We start from the raw sequence: 12,991 nt of genomic DNA, 5'->3' as shown, positions 1-12,991 counted from the left end.
CGTCTCACCTGTCGACCTCCGGGTCGTCGTCGTGGATGTCCACGACCTCGCCGCCGACGGTGCCGTCGACGTGTACACCCCCCGGTGTCGTGTCCAGGTATCGCAGGAGGTCCCGGACATAGGAGACGTCGACGCGGACCTTCTGCACCCTGCCGTCCACATCGCGCATCACGAACTCGCGGAACCCCAGCCGCGAGGACGAGGACGTGTCCACCTGGGACAGGGCCGCCAGCGTCTGCTCGTAGCCGACGTCGGTCGGGACCCGCAGCAAACGCAGGGCCTCGGCGGCGATCTCGGAGTCCTCGGCGATGCGGCCGACGAAGACCGTGGAGACGAGGTTCTGCACGTCCAGGCCGAGGATGTCCTTCGGGTTCTGCGAGGCGACCAGCGCTGCCAGGTTCCACTTGCGGGAGTCGCGGGCGAGCCGGACCAGGAAGGAGCGCCCGGAGCGCCAGCCTTCCATGAAGTGGGCCTCGTCGAGGCCGACGAGTTTGCGTTGGGTCATGTCGCCGCCGTAGCAGCGGCGGACCGCGAGGCGGTGGGCGGTGTGCAGCATCGGCAGGGCGAGGGATTCCTCCGCGGACCAGTACTCGCGTTCGATCTTGAGGTCGGGGAGGCGGAGGCCGGCCATGGTGATGACGGTGAGGGTGGCGTCGGCGCCGAGGAGCCCGGGTGGCGGGGTGCCGAAGAAGAGCATGGCGAGGGGCATCTCGGCGGTGTCCAGGAGCAGGTTGCCGAGTTCGAGCGCGTCGTGGTCGCCGGTGTCGCGCAGCGAGCGGATGACGTCCTCGAGGGTTGAGGACTCCTCGGCCGGCACCTGGCGGACGGCGTGGCGGAGCATCGTGGCGGTGGAGGCCTCGCGAGCGACCTGCGGCGGGACGAGCATCATGCAGATGTCCTGCACGAGCATGCGGCGCTCGGCCCGGGCGTTGGAGATCGCGATCTCGAACTCGCGGTCGCCGCCGGAGCCGGGTGCGTAGTGGCCGCGCTGCGGGGTCGGGATCAGCGAGTACGGCGCCAGCGTGCCCTGCTCGGACCCGGTCAGGTTCAGCACCCGGGAGTACGGTGCCAGCTCCGGCATCGCGCACAGCCTGGCCAAAGGCCCGGACGGGTCGAGCAGCGTCACCTGGACACCACGGCGGGCATTCAAATAGCCCAGCGCGCCCATAAGGGTGGACTTGCCACCGCCGGGCTCCGCGACGAACACGGCCAGGCCGGAGCGTTCGCGGACCTCCATGGGGAAGTGCAGGTCGAGGAAGACCGGGCGGCGGGAGGTGCCGGCGGTGCGGCCGATGAGGTCGCCGCGGCGGTCGCCGACGGTGGAGGCGGCCTGCGGCAGGGCGGCGGCGAAGAGCTTCACCGGCATGCGGCGCAGGTAGCCGGTGTTGGCCAGGGGCTCGCCGGGGATGAACTCGCGGGCCAGCCAGTCCTGCTGCTTCGGGTGCTGCAGGGCGACCCGCATCTCCCGGGAGTACATCTGGGTGACCCGGCGGGCCCGCTCCAGGCATTCCTCCCGGGTGCGGCCGCCGACCGCGATGCGGTGCCAGCCGTGCGCGCGGGAGGAATCGACGGGCAGGCCGGTGCTGATCTCGTCGCCGATGGTGAGGGCGCGCTTCGCGAGCCGCTCCAGCTCCGGCGGCGCGTCGATGCCGTGCTCGCTGTAGTCGGCCTGCTGGGAGCGGATCAGCCGGAGCCGGTGCTCGAGGTTCCGGAAGGAGTCGTTGGGGCCGAGGATGTCGATCCGGGAGGAGAGCTCCATCGGCCACGGCAGCCGCTCGTGGAAGTGCAGCCACGGCTCGTGCCGTTCGGGGATCTCCAGGGGCTCCATCCGGCCGACGGTGAGGACCGCGACGTGCCGCTCCTCGCCGCTGACCCGGTTGACCAGCTTCACCGTGGAGCCGTAGGGCGTGCGGTACCGCTCGACCTGCTCGGTCAATGCCAGCAGGTCGCCACGTTCCCAGCCGCCGTCGAGGGTGGTGATCTGCCCCGGCGGCGACATGCACAGCGCGACGGACCGGTACAGCAACCATTCCAGCTCGAACGCGGTGACCCGGCGGCCGCGCATGCCGAACGCGCCGAGGACCTCGTCGAACTGCTCGACGGTGCGGGCCATCCTGCGCCGTTCGGCGTCGGCGACGCCTCGGCGGAACAGGGAGCCGATGCGCTCGGCGAAGGTGTCGCCGAGGGTGCGCCGGGCGAAGGAGATGCCGAGGTAGGTCTGGCCCTCGGCGTGGTTGATCGCCAGCAGGTGCTTCTGGGCGGCGACCAGGTGATCGGCCCACGACGGGCCGGCGCCGGCCGACGGCAGCGGATACGGCGTGTTGTTGTCCACGACGCGGGCCCACTGGTCGGCCGGGAACGGCTTGGTGGTGCGGCGCAGGTGCAGGCGGAAGCCGGCGAGCCCGGCGTACTGCTCGGAGATCGCCGACAGCAGCGCCTCGCGCTCGGCGTCGGGGCGGAAGGCCCAGCGCACCTCGGGCAGCCAGTACCACGCGGTGACGGTGTTCGGGGTGAACGTGAGGTGCCCGGCGATCTCGGTGATCGCCAGGTCGATCGAGGCCTGCCGGTCCTTGTGCCGGGGCTTCGGGGTGCGGTCCAGCTGGGTCTTCCTGCCGGGCTTCACCGCCGGCCGCGGTGGCTTCCCGGGCTGGCTGCGCCCCGGTGGCTCCGATGGCGTGCGGCGCGCCGGCGGCACGAGCTCCCGGCCCGGCACCACCTTGCCGTTGCTTTTCGCCGGTGTACGACTGGCGCTTCCGCCCGACGGCCGGCTGGGCAGCCGTGAGGAACGATCCGGCTGCCGCTGGGCGGGCTGCCGTTCAGCGGGATGCCGGTCGACCTGCCCGCGATCCACCGGCACACGGTCCACCGGCACCCGGTCGACGGGTCCGCGGTCGACCGGGCGCCGCTCGGCGACGCCGGGCCGCCCGAGCAGGCGCGGGTGCTCGCCGCTCCAGTCGTGGATCTCCGGATAGCCGGGGTGCTCGCCGCTGCGCTCGAGCCGGTCCGCGGCAGACGGCAGCGCCGGCGGGCCGGCGTCGATCGTCCGGCGCTCGACAGGCTGACGCTCGACAGGCTGGCGCTCAACGGGTTGACGTTCAACGGGCTGGCGTTCAACGGGCGGCCGGTCCAGCTGGCGTCGCTCGTAACTACCCGCCGGCAGCGCCTCGGTGCGCGGAACGACCCGTTTGGGGGCGCGCAGGTCCTCCGGCGCCCGCCCCGCGCCGGACGACGGGGCCGCCGATACCGGGATGCCCGAGATCGGCCGGTTGTTGCCGGGCTCGAGGGCCTTCACCCGGTCGCGTGGGCGCCCGCCGGACGGGTCGTCGAACAGGCCGAGAAACGGCGAGTCGACGTCCGCCGCGGGTGGCGCGCTCGTCGGCCGGTCGGCCGCCGGGCCGCGGGCCGGACCGCGGAACATCGCCACGCGACCGCCCTCGGCGGCGGCCCGAAGTCCGCCATCGTAGTCAGACGTGTGCGCAGCGTCGTCGTCGGTGTCCGGCTGGTTGGAATAGCCCCCAGTACGGCGGGGAGGCGGGTTGGTCATGCGAGATCACCGGTGAGTTCCGGGCGGATGCGCACCCGGGTGGCCACGAGCCTGGCATCGCGCTGCTCGTGGCTCGGCTCCCGGGTGTGGCGCCAGTCGGTCAGGGCTGTGCGGACCACCATCCGGGCGGGACGGTCGGGGTCGACGTAGCGGAAGATCAGCGACGTCGCCACGATCGCGAGGGCGATCTCGTAGGCGGGGAAGTAGTCGACCTGCAGGGTGATCAGGTAGCGGATGAACATGAACAACGGCACCAGCAGTGCGAACACCCCATACTGCGCATACGGCAGCTGGATGGGCAGGGTGTAGCCGGGCGGCCCGAGGTAGACCAGGCGGGCCCGGTAGATGTCGTCGTCGGTGCGCAGCCGCATGTGTTATTCACTCGTCTCAGCAGTGAGGCCAGGAAGGCACGGCAGCTCTAGTTGAAGAGCAGTTTGACGAGCGAGTCGCCGAAGAAGAACAGCGACGCGGCGCCGGCGACGAAGGCCAGGCCGATGATCGCGATGGCTGAACTGGTCAGCACCCGAGAGACCTCACCCTTGCTGGCCCGCCCGATGAAGATCACGCCGAGCGCGGCGAGGAGGATCGGAACGATCTTGGTGGTGAAGAAGTTCAGAATGCCGTCGGTGTTGATCGTCTTCGGTGCGGGCTCTGGCGACGGAGCCAGGGCGATCGCGTCCACGACGCGGGTGGTCTCCCCCCACAACGTGTGGCCGATCTCCAACAACATCATCAGACCTCCCCGGAGGCGCGACGGGCGAGGTGCACGCCGCGCGTTAAGCCTCGCTGATAAGACGACCCGGTCATACGACCCCGGCTGCTGTGTCGCCCTCCAGCGGAACCTTATCCGGGCGTTTGCCCTGCTAAATGCCCATTGTCGGGTTTAACGGTCCGAATAACGTTCACTTGCAGAGAGTACGTTGCAGCCCTCTTTCCAACAAGCTGACCGGTCCGTGATCAGTGTTGCTGATGAGGCGTTCCAGCGGTTACCCCTGGTGGGGGACAGGTGACAGACCGAAGGTGAGTACCTTCATTCAGGTGACGCTCCTTCACCGCCGTTCCCCCGTGGTCATGGGGGTGCTCAACGTGACCCCGGACAGCTTCTCCGACGGTGGTCGCTACGCCGGGCTGGGCGCCGCGGTCGAGCACGCCATGCAGATGGTCGACCAGGGCGCCGACGTGATCGACATCGGCGGCGAGAGCACCCGCCCCGGCGCGGAGCGGATCGACGCGCGCACCGAGCTGGACCGGGTCCTGCCGGTGATCCGCGAGCTCGCCGCGGCCGGGGTCGCCATGAGCATCGACACGACCCGCGCGGCGGTCGCCGCCGAGGCCATCGCGGCGGGGGTCGCCCTGGTCAACGACGTGTCCGGCGGGCTGGCCGACCCCGACATGGCCCGCGTGGTCGCGGACGCCGGCTGCCCCTGGGTGCTCATGCATTGGCGGGGCCATTCGCGGAGGATGGCCGATTTAGCCCTTTACGACGATGTCGTGAAAGAGGTTTGCGCCGAATTGCTGGAGCGCGTCGACGAGGCCGTCGCCGCCGGGGTCGCACCCGAACGGCTGATCCTCGACCCCGGCCTGGGGTTCGCGAAGAAGGCCGAGCACACCTGGCGGCTGGCCGCGCATCTGCCGGACCTCGTCGCGCTCGGGTACCCCGTCCTCGTCGGCTCGAGCCGCAAGTCCCACCTCGGCCGGCTGCTGGCGGCCGAGGACGGGTCGCCGCGCCCGACCGAGGACCGGGAGGCGGCGACGATCGCCACGACCGTGCTCTCCGTCGCCGCGGGTGCCTGGGGTGTGCGGGTGCACGAGGTCCGTGGCAACGTTGACGCGATCAAGGTGTGGCAGGCCGTGCAGGCGGCACGATGACAGGCGGTGACATGACGGCCGACCGGATCACCCTGACCGGGCTACGGGTCCGCGGCAACCACGGCGTGTTCGACTTCGAGCGCCGCGACGGCCAGGACTTCGTGATCGACGTGGTGCTGGAGCTCGACCTCGCGCCGGCCGCGAAGTCCGACGACGTCACCGACACCGTGCACTACGGTGAGCTGGCCGGACGCCTCGCCGAGGTCGTCGCGGGCGAGCCCGTCAACCTCATCGAGACCCTCGCGCAGCGCCTCGCCGACGTGTGTGTGGACGATCCGCGGGTACGAGCCGCGACCGTGACCGTCCACAAGCCGCAGGCGCCGATCCCGCACGTGTTCGCCGATGTGGCCGTGACCATCCGCCGGACCCGGGCATGAGGCCGGACCCGGGCATGAGGCCGGACCCGGGCATGAGGGAGCAGCCGTGACGAGAGCGGTGCTGGCCCTGGGCAGCAACCTCGACGACCGCGCGGCCAACCTGCGCGGCGCCGTCGCGGGGCTGGGCGACGTCGTGATGGCCGTCTCCGGGGTGTACGAGACACCCCCGTGGGGCGACCCTGACCAGCCGCACTACCTCAACGCGGCCCTGCTGGCCGTCGACCCGGCCGCGACGCCCCGCGACTGGCTCGACCGGGCCCACCAACTGGAGGACGCCGCCGGCCGGATGCGGGACCCGGAGCGCCGCTTCGGCCCGCGTACGCTTGACGTAGACGTCATCGCCGTCTGGGACGACGACGACCGGCCGGTCACCACCGACGATCCGGAGCTGACCCTGCCCCACCCGCGGGCACATCTCCGGGCGTTCGTGCTCCGGCCGTGGCTCGACATCCAGCCCTATGGGCAGTTGCCGGGCCACGGATGGCTCTATGACCTGGTCCGGTCCGCCCCGGTCGCGGCCGACCTCGCCGACCTGCGCCCGCGGGAAGACATCCACCTCGATTCGTGATCTGGAGCCGAGCCGATGGCCACGCCGTCATCCGACGAACCGAACGCGACCGGGCCCAAGGGCCGTATGGAGCCGACCAGCCCGGCCACCCTCGTCATCGCGGCGCTCGCCACCACCGCGCTGGCCTGGATCGGCATCAGCAGCCTCTGGAACAGCATGCCGACGCTGCCCTGGCTGCCGCCGCTGACCCTGATCGGCCTGGCGATCTTCGAGGGCTTCGAGGCCTACTCGACCCGCAACCGGATCCTCCGCAAGGAGGGCGCCGGCCCGCTGCAACCGCTGGTGATCGCGCGGTATGCCGTCCTCGGTAAGGCATCCGCGCTGGTTGCCGCCCTGTTCGGCGGGCTCTACCTGGGCATGTCCTCCTGGCTGCTGACGCAGAAGGGGGTGCTCGCGAAGGTCTCGGACAACCTGCCGCAGGCGCTGCTCGGCGTCGCCGGATCGATCGTGCTGGTTGCCGCCGCGCTGTGGCTGGAGCGGGCGTGCCGGGTGCCACCCAGCCCGCGGGACAAGGACCTGCCCAGGCAGGGCCGCCTGGACGGGCGCCACGAGGGCGATCGCACCGAGGACGAAAGCCTCGATCGATAGGCATCTGTAACAAACACTGTCGTCTTCCTCGCCCAAAGACTGTCGCAGGTCACAATCCGCGGTTACTGTGCGACCCGTACCGGTCGTCGGCTGGCAGGAGGCGCGCACGATGGCGTACGACGACTCGCGGTTCCGCGGTGAACCCGGGTTCCGTGAGGAGCCCGACTTCCGCTCGGGCGGCGTGCCCGAGGACGCGCCGACGCTTGGGGTCGCCAACCAGTCGGTGTACACCCCGGGCGCCTACTCGGCGAGCACGGACTACAGCGTGCCGCCGACGGAGAGCACGCTGGGCCTCGCCGCGAGGCGGGCCGCGCCCAGCCCGGCGCAGCTCGGCGACGTCTTCGACGACCCGGAGCACGGTGAGCCCGGCCGCGACCGGCTGGCGGTGCACGCGTTGTGGGAGATGGTCCTCCTGCTCGCCTCCGCTTCCCTGCTGTACCTGCTGCGCGACGCCCGCCCGGAGGCGCTGCGCGGCGCGGAGTTCGAGTCGCTGCTGCTCGCCGGCGCCGAGCTGGGACTCGTCGCGGTCGCCATGGGGCTCACTCTGCGTGCCGGCGCCGTCAACCTGGCCCTCGGCCCGATCGCGTACGCGTCGGCGCTGTTCTTCGCCGACAACTCCCACCGTGGCCTGGCGGTCACCGCCGGCATCACCGCCCTCGTCGCGCTCGGCGTCGGCGTGGTCATCGCGGTCCTGGTCGTCGGCTTCCACGTCCCCGGCTGGGCGGCCAGCCTCGGCGTCGCGCTCGCGCTGATGGCCTGGATCGCCGACCAGAACGCCGAGAAGGTCGTCGCCGGCGCCTACGACCCGCATGACAAGGCGCTGTTCTGGCTGCTCGCGGTCGTCCTCGTCGGGGTCGTCGGCAGCGCCGTCGGCCTGATCCGGCCGGTCCGCCGCGCCGTCGGGCGCTTCCGCCCGGTCGCCGACCCGGCCCGCCGCCGCGGTGGCGGCGCGGCCACCATCACCGGCCTCGCGATCGCCGGTTCGGCCCTGCTCGCCTCGGCCGCCGGGGTGCTGACCGCCCTCGACGTCCGCGAGGTCGCCACCACCGAGAACGGCATGGCCGCGGCCGGCCTCGCCACCACCGCCCTCGCGCTCGGCGCGGCCCTCATCGGCGGCACCTCCGCCTACGGCCGCCGCGGTGGCGTGTTCGGCACCGTCCTCGCGGTCGCCGCGATCACCGTGCTGTTCCGGTACTCCGCCGCCGAGCGGTGGAACATCGCCCCGCTGGCCGTCGCCGGTGGCGCGATCGTGATCGGCCTGATCGTGACCCGCCTGATCGAGACCTTCGGCCGGCCGCGGACCCTCGCGGAGGAGGAGATCGAGGAAGAGGTCTGGACCCCCAGCAGCAGCTCGGCCGGTAGCTACGGCTCGAGCCAGGCCGAGTCCGACAACGGCTGGTCGGCGTCGCGCACCGGAGGCTGGACGAGCCAGCTGCCGGCCCGCACCACCGACGAGGACTGGGGCGTCGAGGAGCGGTGGGGCAGCAGCCGCTGACCGCGGCGCACGCCTGGCTAAGCTGTGGTCATGACCGACGCCACCCTTGCGGAGCTTGACGCGCTGTCCACCGAGGAACTCCGCGAACGCGCCTTCAGCCTCGCCCGGCAGCGTCGCGACGTGAAGTTCTTCTGGGACCTGTTCAAGCACGTCACGTCCAGCAACGACGAGACGCAGGACGGGTGGCTCGGCTCGCTGGACGCCACCGTCGATGACGTGGTCGCGCTCTGGCGTGAGGTGACCGACCACACCTATGGCGAGTCCGAGCCGATGGTCCGCGCGGCCTTCATCGACTACCTGATGTCGCCGGCGAAGTAACTATCGGTATCCGTTTATAAAATTTGTTTCCCGGGACTAATCCGGGGCATGGCTGTTACTCGTTCGCGCTACCGCTCCGCGTCAAGCGCGGGCACGCTGGTGGCGTTCCTGTTGGTGCTGATTTTCGGCAGTCCCTGGTACGTCGACTGGGTCAACTCGGGCAACCGCGGTCTGTTCCTGGAGACCCTCGCGTGGCCCCAGTGGAACATCGACAGCGACCAGTCGGTGCGGGAGCTGCTGGCCGCCGACCTCAAGGCGATCCTGCTGATCCTGTTCACGGCCGTGTTCATCTCACTGCTCGTCGGCGCGCAGCTGTCCAGCGCGCGCGGCACCATCTCGGCGATCCTGACCGGTTGGGCCGCCTTCATCTTCGCGGCCGCGCTGGCCGCCCTCCTCACCGCGTTCCTGCTGGCGAACACGTCCTTCGGGACCGCGGTCGTCAACGCCGCCGGTGGCGCCGGTTACGGCCTCATCGTCGGCTGGATCGTCGGCATCGCCTCCATGGCAGGCCGGCGGACGTAAGCGGCACCGCGAAACAGACCGGCGACAGGCCAACCCCGTCGCCGGTCTTCGCTGCGTCAACGGGCGGCGGTGTCGACCTCGGCGAGCGCCAGCTGTACATCCGCGGCGGACAGCAATCCGAGCGGCTTGTCGCCGTCCCGGACGACCACCGATCCCGTCCCCGCGGCCAGCATGGTGCCGAAGGCAACCCGCAGCGTCGCGTCGGCGGGCACGGTGGGCAGGCCGTCGGGGGCACCGTCCAGCGGGTGGAGGCGGTCGCGGGGGATCGGGGTCACCGACAGGCGCATGACGCCGCGGTCCTCGCCGATGAACTGCTCCACGAATGCGTTCGCGGGGTTGGCCAGCAGCTCCGCCGGCGTCGCGTACTGCTCCAGGTGCGCGTGGTCGGACAGCACCGCGATCTTGTCGCCGAGCTTGATCGCCTCCTGGAGGTCGTGCGTGACCAGGATCGTCGTCTTGCGCACGCTCTGTCGCAGCCGCAGGAACTCGTCCTGCAGCCGGCCGCGGTTGATCGGGTCGACCGCGGAGAACGGCTCGTCCATCAGCAGCACCACCGGGTCCGCGGCGAGCGCGCGGGCGAACCCGACCCGCTGCCGCTGACCACCGGACAGCTCGTGCGGATACCGGGCCGCGTACCGCTCCGGCTCCAGGCCGACCAGGTCCAGCAGTTCGTCGGTGCGCTTCGCGATGCGGGCCTTGTCCCAGCCGAGCATCCGCGGCACCGTGCCGACGTTGGTCCGGACCGTCTGGTGCGGGAACAGTCCCACATTCTGGATGACGTAGCCGATGGTCCGACGCAGCCGCACCGGATCGACCGTGGTCACGTCCTCGCCGTCGACCAGCACCCGGCCGCTGGTCGGCTCGATCAACCGGTTGACCATCCTGAGCACGGTCGACTTGCCGCAGCCCGACGGGCCGATGAGCACGGTCACGTCGCCGCCGGCGATGTCCAGGCTCAGCTCGTCGACCGCCGTGGTGCTGTTCGGGTACGTCTTGCCGAGCCGATCGAGGGTGATCGGCGCGGCGTCGGCCTTCGCGGTACGGTCCACGCATGTCCTTCCTGGCTCGCGGTGAGGCGGGCAACCCCTGGTTCTCCTGGAGCTATGTCCGGGACAACTCCGACACGATCCGGGACGCGCTGGTGGATCACGTGGCCATCACCGTGTGGTCGGTCGCGATCGCGGTGGCCATCGCGGTGCCGCTGGCGGTGCTGGCGTACTGGGTGCGCCCGCTCGCCACGCCGATTCTGACATCAGCGAGCGTGCTTTACACGATTCCGTCGCTCGCCCTGCTGGCCTTCCTGGCCCCGTTCCTGGGCACCGGCCGCACCCCCGTGGTCGTGGCGCTGGTGATGTACGCGCTGATCGTCATCATCCGCAACTCTCTCACCGGGCTGCAGCAGGTGCCCAGCGACGTGCGGGAAGCCGCCACCGCGATGGGCTACGGCAGGGGCGCCCGCCTGCTGCGCGTCGAGCTGCCGCTCGCGCTGCCGGCGATCCTCACCGGACTGCGGCTCGCGACGGTCTCGACAGTGGCGTTGGTCACTGTCGGCGCGGCCGTCGGCTCCCAGGGCGGCCTCGGCGCGCTGATCCTCAGCGGCTTCCGCAACAACTTCTACAAGGCCCAGATCGCCACCGCCGCGCTCATCTGCGTGCTGCTCGCCCTGGTGCTCGACCTGCTGCTGGTCGCCCTGACCCGGGCGCTGACGCCGTGGACCAGGGGGAAAGCATGAGCGGCCCGCAGCGCAGCGAGGACGCCGCGAACCAGGGGTGCAGTGTTGGCTCAGGCCGGCGCCGGAGCGCAGCGGAGGTGACGGCATGAGCGCTATAAGCGACATGATCACTTGGTTCAACGACCCGCTGAACTGGACCAACCCGGACGGGATCGTGGTCCGGCTGCGTGAGCACCTGGAGATCTCGTTCCTGTCCGTGCTGGTCGGCTGCCTGGTCGCCTGGCCGATCGGGATCTGGCTCGGCCGACGCGGCGCGGGCTCCGGCGTCGTCGTCACGCTGTCGAACATCACGCAGGCAATGCCGGTCATCGCGCTGCTGACCATCCTGTCGCTGAGCCCGCTCGGCATCGGCATGCCGGCCGTCGTGGTCGCGCTGACCGTGTTCTCGCTGCCGCCGCTGCTGGCAAACGCGTACACCGGCATGCGCGCGATCGACGAGGAGGTCCGCGACGCGGGCAGGGGCATGGGCCTGACGTCGGCGCAGATGCTGTGGCGGGTCGAGGTGCCGCTGGCGGTGCCGTTCCTGGCCACCGGGCTGCGCATCGCGACCACCCAGGTGGTCGCCACCGCCACCCTCGCCACGCTCGTCAACGGCGGCGGACTCGGCAACATCATCTCCGCCGGGTTCGGGCTCGGACCGGGCCGCGGCGACGCCCAGATCCTCGCCGGCGCGGTCCTCGTCGCGCTGCTCGCGCTGCTCATCGACGGCCTGATGGCCCTGGTGGAGCGCAAGGTCACACCGAAGGTGTTGCGGCAGGCCGCAGGCCGTGCGTGACGGGTCGTTACGAAACCGTGCCTGGTTGCGGTTGCCGATTTCCCATGGGCAGAGTTGCCTATTGATTAGCGGGCGGGCTTCAAGCCGATAGCGCCGTCCGTCGGACACGCGGCCGGTCAACAGTGATCGCGCCGGGACACGGAAGGCGGGCCATTTTGCGAACTGCCATGCGCGCCACGCTCGGGGTCCTTCTGGGCCTCGCCACCGTAGGCCTCGCGGCCTGCGGCGATGAGGGTTCCTCGGGCACCCAGGCGCCGGCGAGTGTGAGCGGGGCCGGCTGTGCCCCGGTCGCCGGGGACAAGCTGGTCGTCCTGACCGACGACAAGCAGCTCCAGACGGCGGACAACATCATTGCCGCGATCAACACGAAGGCCGCCGACCCGGCCCTCGTCGCGGCACTGGACAAGGTCTCCGACGCACTCACCACGGAGAAGCTGATCCAGCTCAACAAGGCGGTCGTCGTGGACCGCAAGACCTCCAAGGTCGCCGCGGAGGACTTCGCCAAGGCCGAGAACCTCACCACCGGCCTCGAAAAGGGCAAGGGCGGGGCGATCAAGATCGGCGCGGCCGACTTCGCGGAGAACGCCACGCTCGGCGCGCTCTACGAGATCGTCCTGGACTCGGCCGGCTACGACGCGACCGTCCAGACCATCGGCAAGCGCGAGGTCTACTACGGCCAGCTCACCAAGGGCGACATCCAGGTCGTCCCCGAGTATGCCGGCACCCTGACGGAGTTCATCAACGGGCAGGTCAACGGCAAGGACGCCAAGACCCTGGCCTCCGGTGACGTCGACAAGACCGTCACCGCGCTCAAGGACATCGGCGGCAAGGCCGGCCTGACCTTCGGCAAGGCGTCGAAGGCCGCCGACCAGAACGCGTTCGCGGTCACCACCGCGTTCGCCGACAAGAACGGCGTGAAGACGCTCAGCGAGTTCGCCGCCAAGTGCTCCGGCAAGGACACCGTCCTCGGTGGCCCGGCGGAGTGCCCGCAGCGGCCGTTCTGCCAGCCCGGCCTGGAGAAGACCTACAGCATCCAGTTCGGCAAGTTCGTCAGCCTCGACGCGGGCGGCCCGCAGAGCCTCGACGCGCTGAAGAAGGGCACGGCGACGGTCGCGCTCGTCTTCTCCTCGGACGGCTCGCTCGGCTAGCCCCACCGATAACGCACGGTAGTTGCGAAATGCCCGTCCCCGGCACATCCTTGCC

13 protein-coding genes and 1 pseudogene are annotated in these 12,991 nt (G+C 70.8%); 10 read left to right on the top strand and 4 right to left on the bottom strand.

Features of this window, described 5'->3' with window-relative positions:
* Positions 1-4: 4 nt before the first annotated feature.
* The 3 genes from AB0K00_RS39250 to AB0K00_RS39240 all read right to left on the bottom strand — a co-directional run bounded on the left by AB0K00_RS39250 (position 5) and on the right by AB0K00_RS39240 (position 4,274).
* Positions 5-3,418: an ATP-binding protein gene (locus AB0K00_RS39250; RefSeq protein ID WP_363531875.1), complete on the bottom strand. Its 3,414-nt coding sequence runs from the start codon at positions 3,416-3,418 to the stop codon at positions 5-7.
* 122 nt (positions 3,419-3,540) lie between these two features.
* Positions 3,541-3,915 (bottom strand): hypothetical protein, encoded by a 375-nt coding sequence (locus tag AB0K00_RS39245; RefSeq protein ID WP_327006656.1) that lies wholly within the window; start codon positions 3,913-3,915, stop codon positions 3,541-3,543.
* A 47-nt stretch (positions 3,916-3,962) separates the two neighbouring features.
* On the bottom strand, positions 3,963-4,274 hold the full coding sequence (locus AB0K00_RS39240; RefSeq protein ID WP_363531872.1) for a hypothetical protein: 312 nt from the start codon (positions 4,272-4,274) through the stop codon (positions 3,963-3,965).
* A gap of 341 nt (positions 4,275-4,615) precedes the next feature.
* Here AB0K00_RS39240 and folP point away from each other — a divergent pair, with 341 nt between their 5' ends.
* From folP to AB0K00_RS39205, 7 genes are all read left to right on the top strand, one after another.
* Positions 4,616-5,413: a dihydropteroate synthase gene (gene folP / locus AB0K00_RS39235; protein ID WP_363531869.1), complete on the top strand. Its 798-nt coding sequence runs from the start codon at positions 4,616-4,618 to the stop codon at positions 5,411-5,413.
* Between the two features lie 11 nt (positions 5,414-5,424).
* A complete protein-coding gene (gene folB / locus AB0K00_RS39230) occupies positions 5,425-5,790 on the top strand; it encodes a dihydroneopterin aldolase (RefSeq protein WP_363531735.1) in 366 nt (121 codons plus the stop codon).
* Positions 5,791-5,836: 46 nt separating this feature from the next.
* Positions 5,837-6,358, top strand: a complete 522-nt coding sequence (folK, locus tag AB0K00_RS39225) for a 2-amino-4-hydroxy-6-hydroxymethyldihydropteridine diphosphokinase (protein WP_363531733.1) — start codon at positions 5,837-5,839, stop codon at positions 6,356-6,358.
* A 15-nt stretch (positions 6,359-6,373) separates the two neighbouring features.
* The gene (locus AB0K00_RS39220) at positions 6,374-6,946 is read left to right on the top strand and encodes a DUF3180 domain-containing protein (RefSeq protein ID WP_363531730.1); all 573 of its coding nucleotides are present in this window, start codon (positions 6,374-6,376) and stop codon (positions 6,944-6,946) included.
* A 67-nt stretch (positions 6,947-7,013) separates the two neighbouring features.
* Positions 7,014-8,441 carry an ABC transporter permease gene (locus AB0K00_RS39215; protein ID WP_363531727.1) on the top strand — a complete coding sequence of 476 codons (1,428 nt, stop codon included), beginning with the start codon at positions 7,014-7,016 and terminating at the stop codon, positions 8,439-8,441.
* 30 nt (positions 8,442-8,471) lie between these two features.
* Positions 8,472-8,759 (top strand): hypothetical protein, encoded by a 288-nt coding sequence (locus AB0K00_RS39210; protein WP_363531724.1) that lies wholly within the window; start codon positions 8,472-8,474, stop codon positions 8,757-8,759.
* A 48-nt stretch (positions 8,760-8,807) separates the two neighbouring features.
* On the top strand, positions 8,808-9,281 hold the full coding sequence (locus AB0K00_RS39205; protein WP_363531722.1) for a hypothetical protein: 474 nt from the start codon (positions 8,808-8,810) through the stop codon (positions 9,279-9,281).
* 56 nt (positions 9,282-9,337) lie between these two features.
* Here the strand turns inward: AB0K00_RS39205 and AB0K00_RS39200 are convergent, their stop codons facing one another.
* Positions 9,338-10,330, bottom strand: coding sequence for an ABC transporter ATP-binding protein (locus tag AB0K00_RS39200; RefSeq protein WP_363531719.1), 993 nt, complete (start codon positions 10,328-10,330; stop codon positions 9,338-9,340).
* 2 nt (positions 10,331-10,332) lie between these two features.
* On the opposite strand from AB0K00_RS39200, the gene AB0K00_RS39195 reads away from it, so the two are divergent.
* The 3 genes and pseudogenes from AB0K00_RS39195 to AB0K00_RS39185 all read left to right on the top strand — a co-directional run.
* Positions 10,333-11,013, top strand: coding sequence for an ABC transporter permease (locus AB0K00_RS39195; RefSeq protein ID WP_363531717.1), 681 nt, complete (start codon positions 10,333-10,335; stop codon positions 11,011-11,013).
* An 85-nt stretch (positions 11,014-11,098) separates the two neighbouring features.
* Positions 11,099-11,788 carry an ABC transporter permease gene (locus AB0K00_RS39190; protein ID WP_363531714.1) on the top strand — a complete coding sequence of 230 codons (690 nt, stop codon included), beginning with the start codon at positions 11,099-11,101 and terminating at the stop codon, positions 11,786-11,788.
* Positions 11,789-11,882: 94 nt separating this feature from the next.
* A pseudogene (locus AB0K00_RS39185) lies at positions 11,883-12,936 on the top strand (glycine betaine ABC transporter substrate-binding protein); the annotation flags it as partial.
* Positions 12,937-12,991 lie beyond the last annotated feature (55 nt).

Origin of the sequence: Dactylosporangium sp. NPDC049525, from assembly GCF_040676755.1 — a bacterium.
Taxonomy (GTDB): Bacteria; Actinomycetota; Actinomycetes; order Mycobacteriales; family Micromonosporaceae; genus Dactylosporangium.
Note: the sequence above shows the minus strand (reverse complement) of the source record. Positions and strands in the feature narration are given on the sequence as shown.

Bases quoted from the DNA above. Each gene is read 5' to 3' on its own strand.
- folB (WP_363531735.1), top strand. From the start codon at position 5,425: ATGACGGCCGACCGGATCACCCTGACCGGGCTACGGGTCCGCGGCAAC.
- AB0K00_RS39245 (WP_327006656.1), bottom strand. From the start codon at position 3,915: ATGCGGCTGCGCACCGACGACGACATCTACCGGGCCCGCCTGGTCTAC.
- AB0K00_RS39195 (WP_363531717.1), top strand. From the start codon at position 10,333: ATGTCCTTCCTGGCTCGCGGTGAGGCGGGCAACCCCTGGTTCTCCTGG.
- AB0K00_RS39220 (WP_363531730.1), top strand. From the start codon at position 6,374: ATGGCCACGCCGTCATCCGACGAACCGAACGCGACCGGGCCCAAGGGC.
- AB0K00_RS39250 (WP_363531875.1), bottom strand. From the start codon at position 3,418: ATGTTCCGCGGTCCGGCCCGCGGCCCGGCGGCCGACCGGCCGACGAGC.
- AB0K00_RS39205 (WP_363531722.1), top strand. From the start codon at position 8,808: ATGGCTGTTACTCGTTCGCGCTACCGCTCCGCGTCAAGCGCGGGCACG.
- AB0K00_RS39240 (WP_363531872.1), bottom strand. From the start codon at position 4,274: ATGTTGTTGGAGATCGGCCACACGTTGTGGGGGGAGACCACCCGCGTC.
- folP (WP_363531869.1), top strand. From the start codon at position 4,616: ATGGGGGTGCTCAACGTGACCCCGGACAGCTTCTCCGACGGTGGTCGC.
- AB0K00_RS39190 (WP_363531714.1), top strand. From the start codon at position 11,099: ATGAGCGCTATAAGCGACATGATCACTTGGTTCAACGACCCGCTGAAC.
- AB0K00_RS39210 (WP_363531724.1), top strand. From the start codon at position 8,472: ATGACCGACGCCACCCTTGCGGAGCTTGACGCGCTGTCCACCGAGGAA.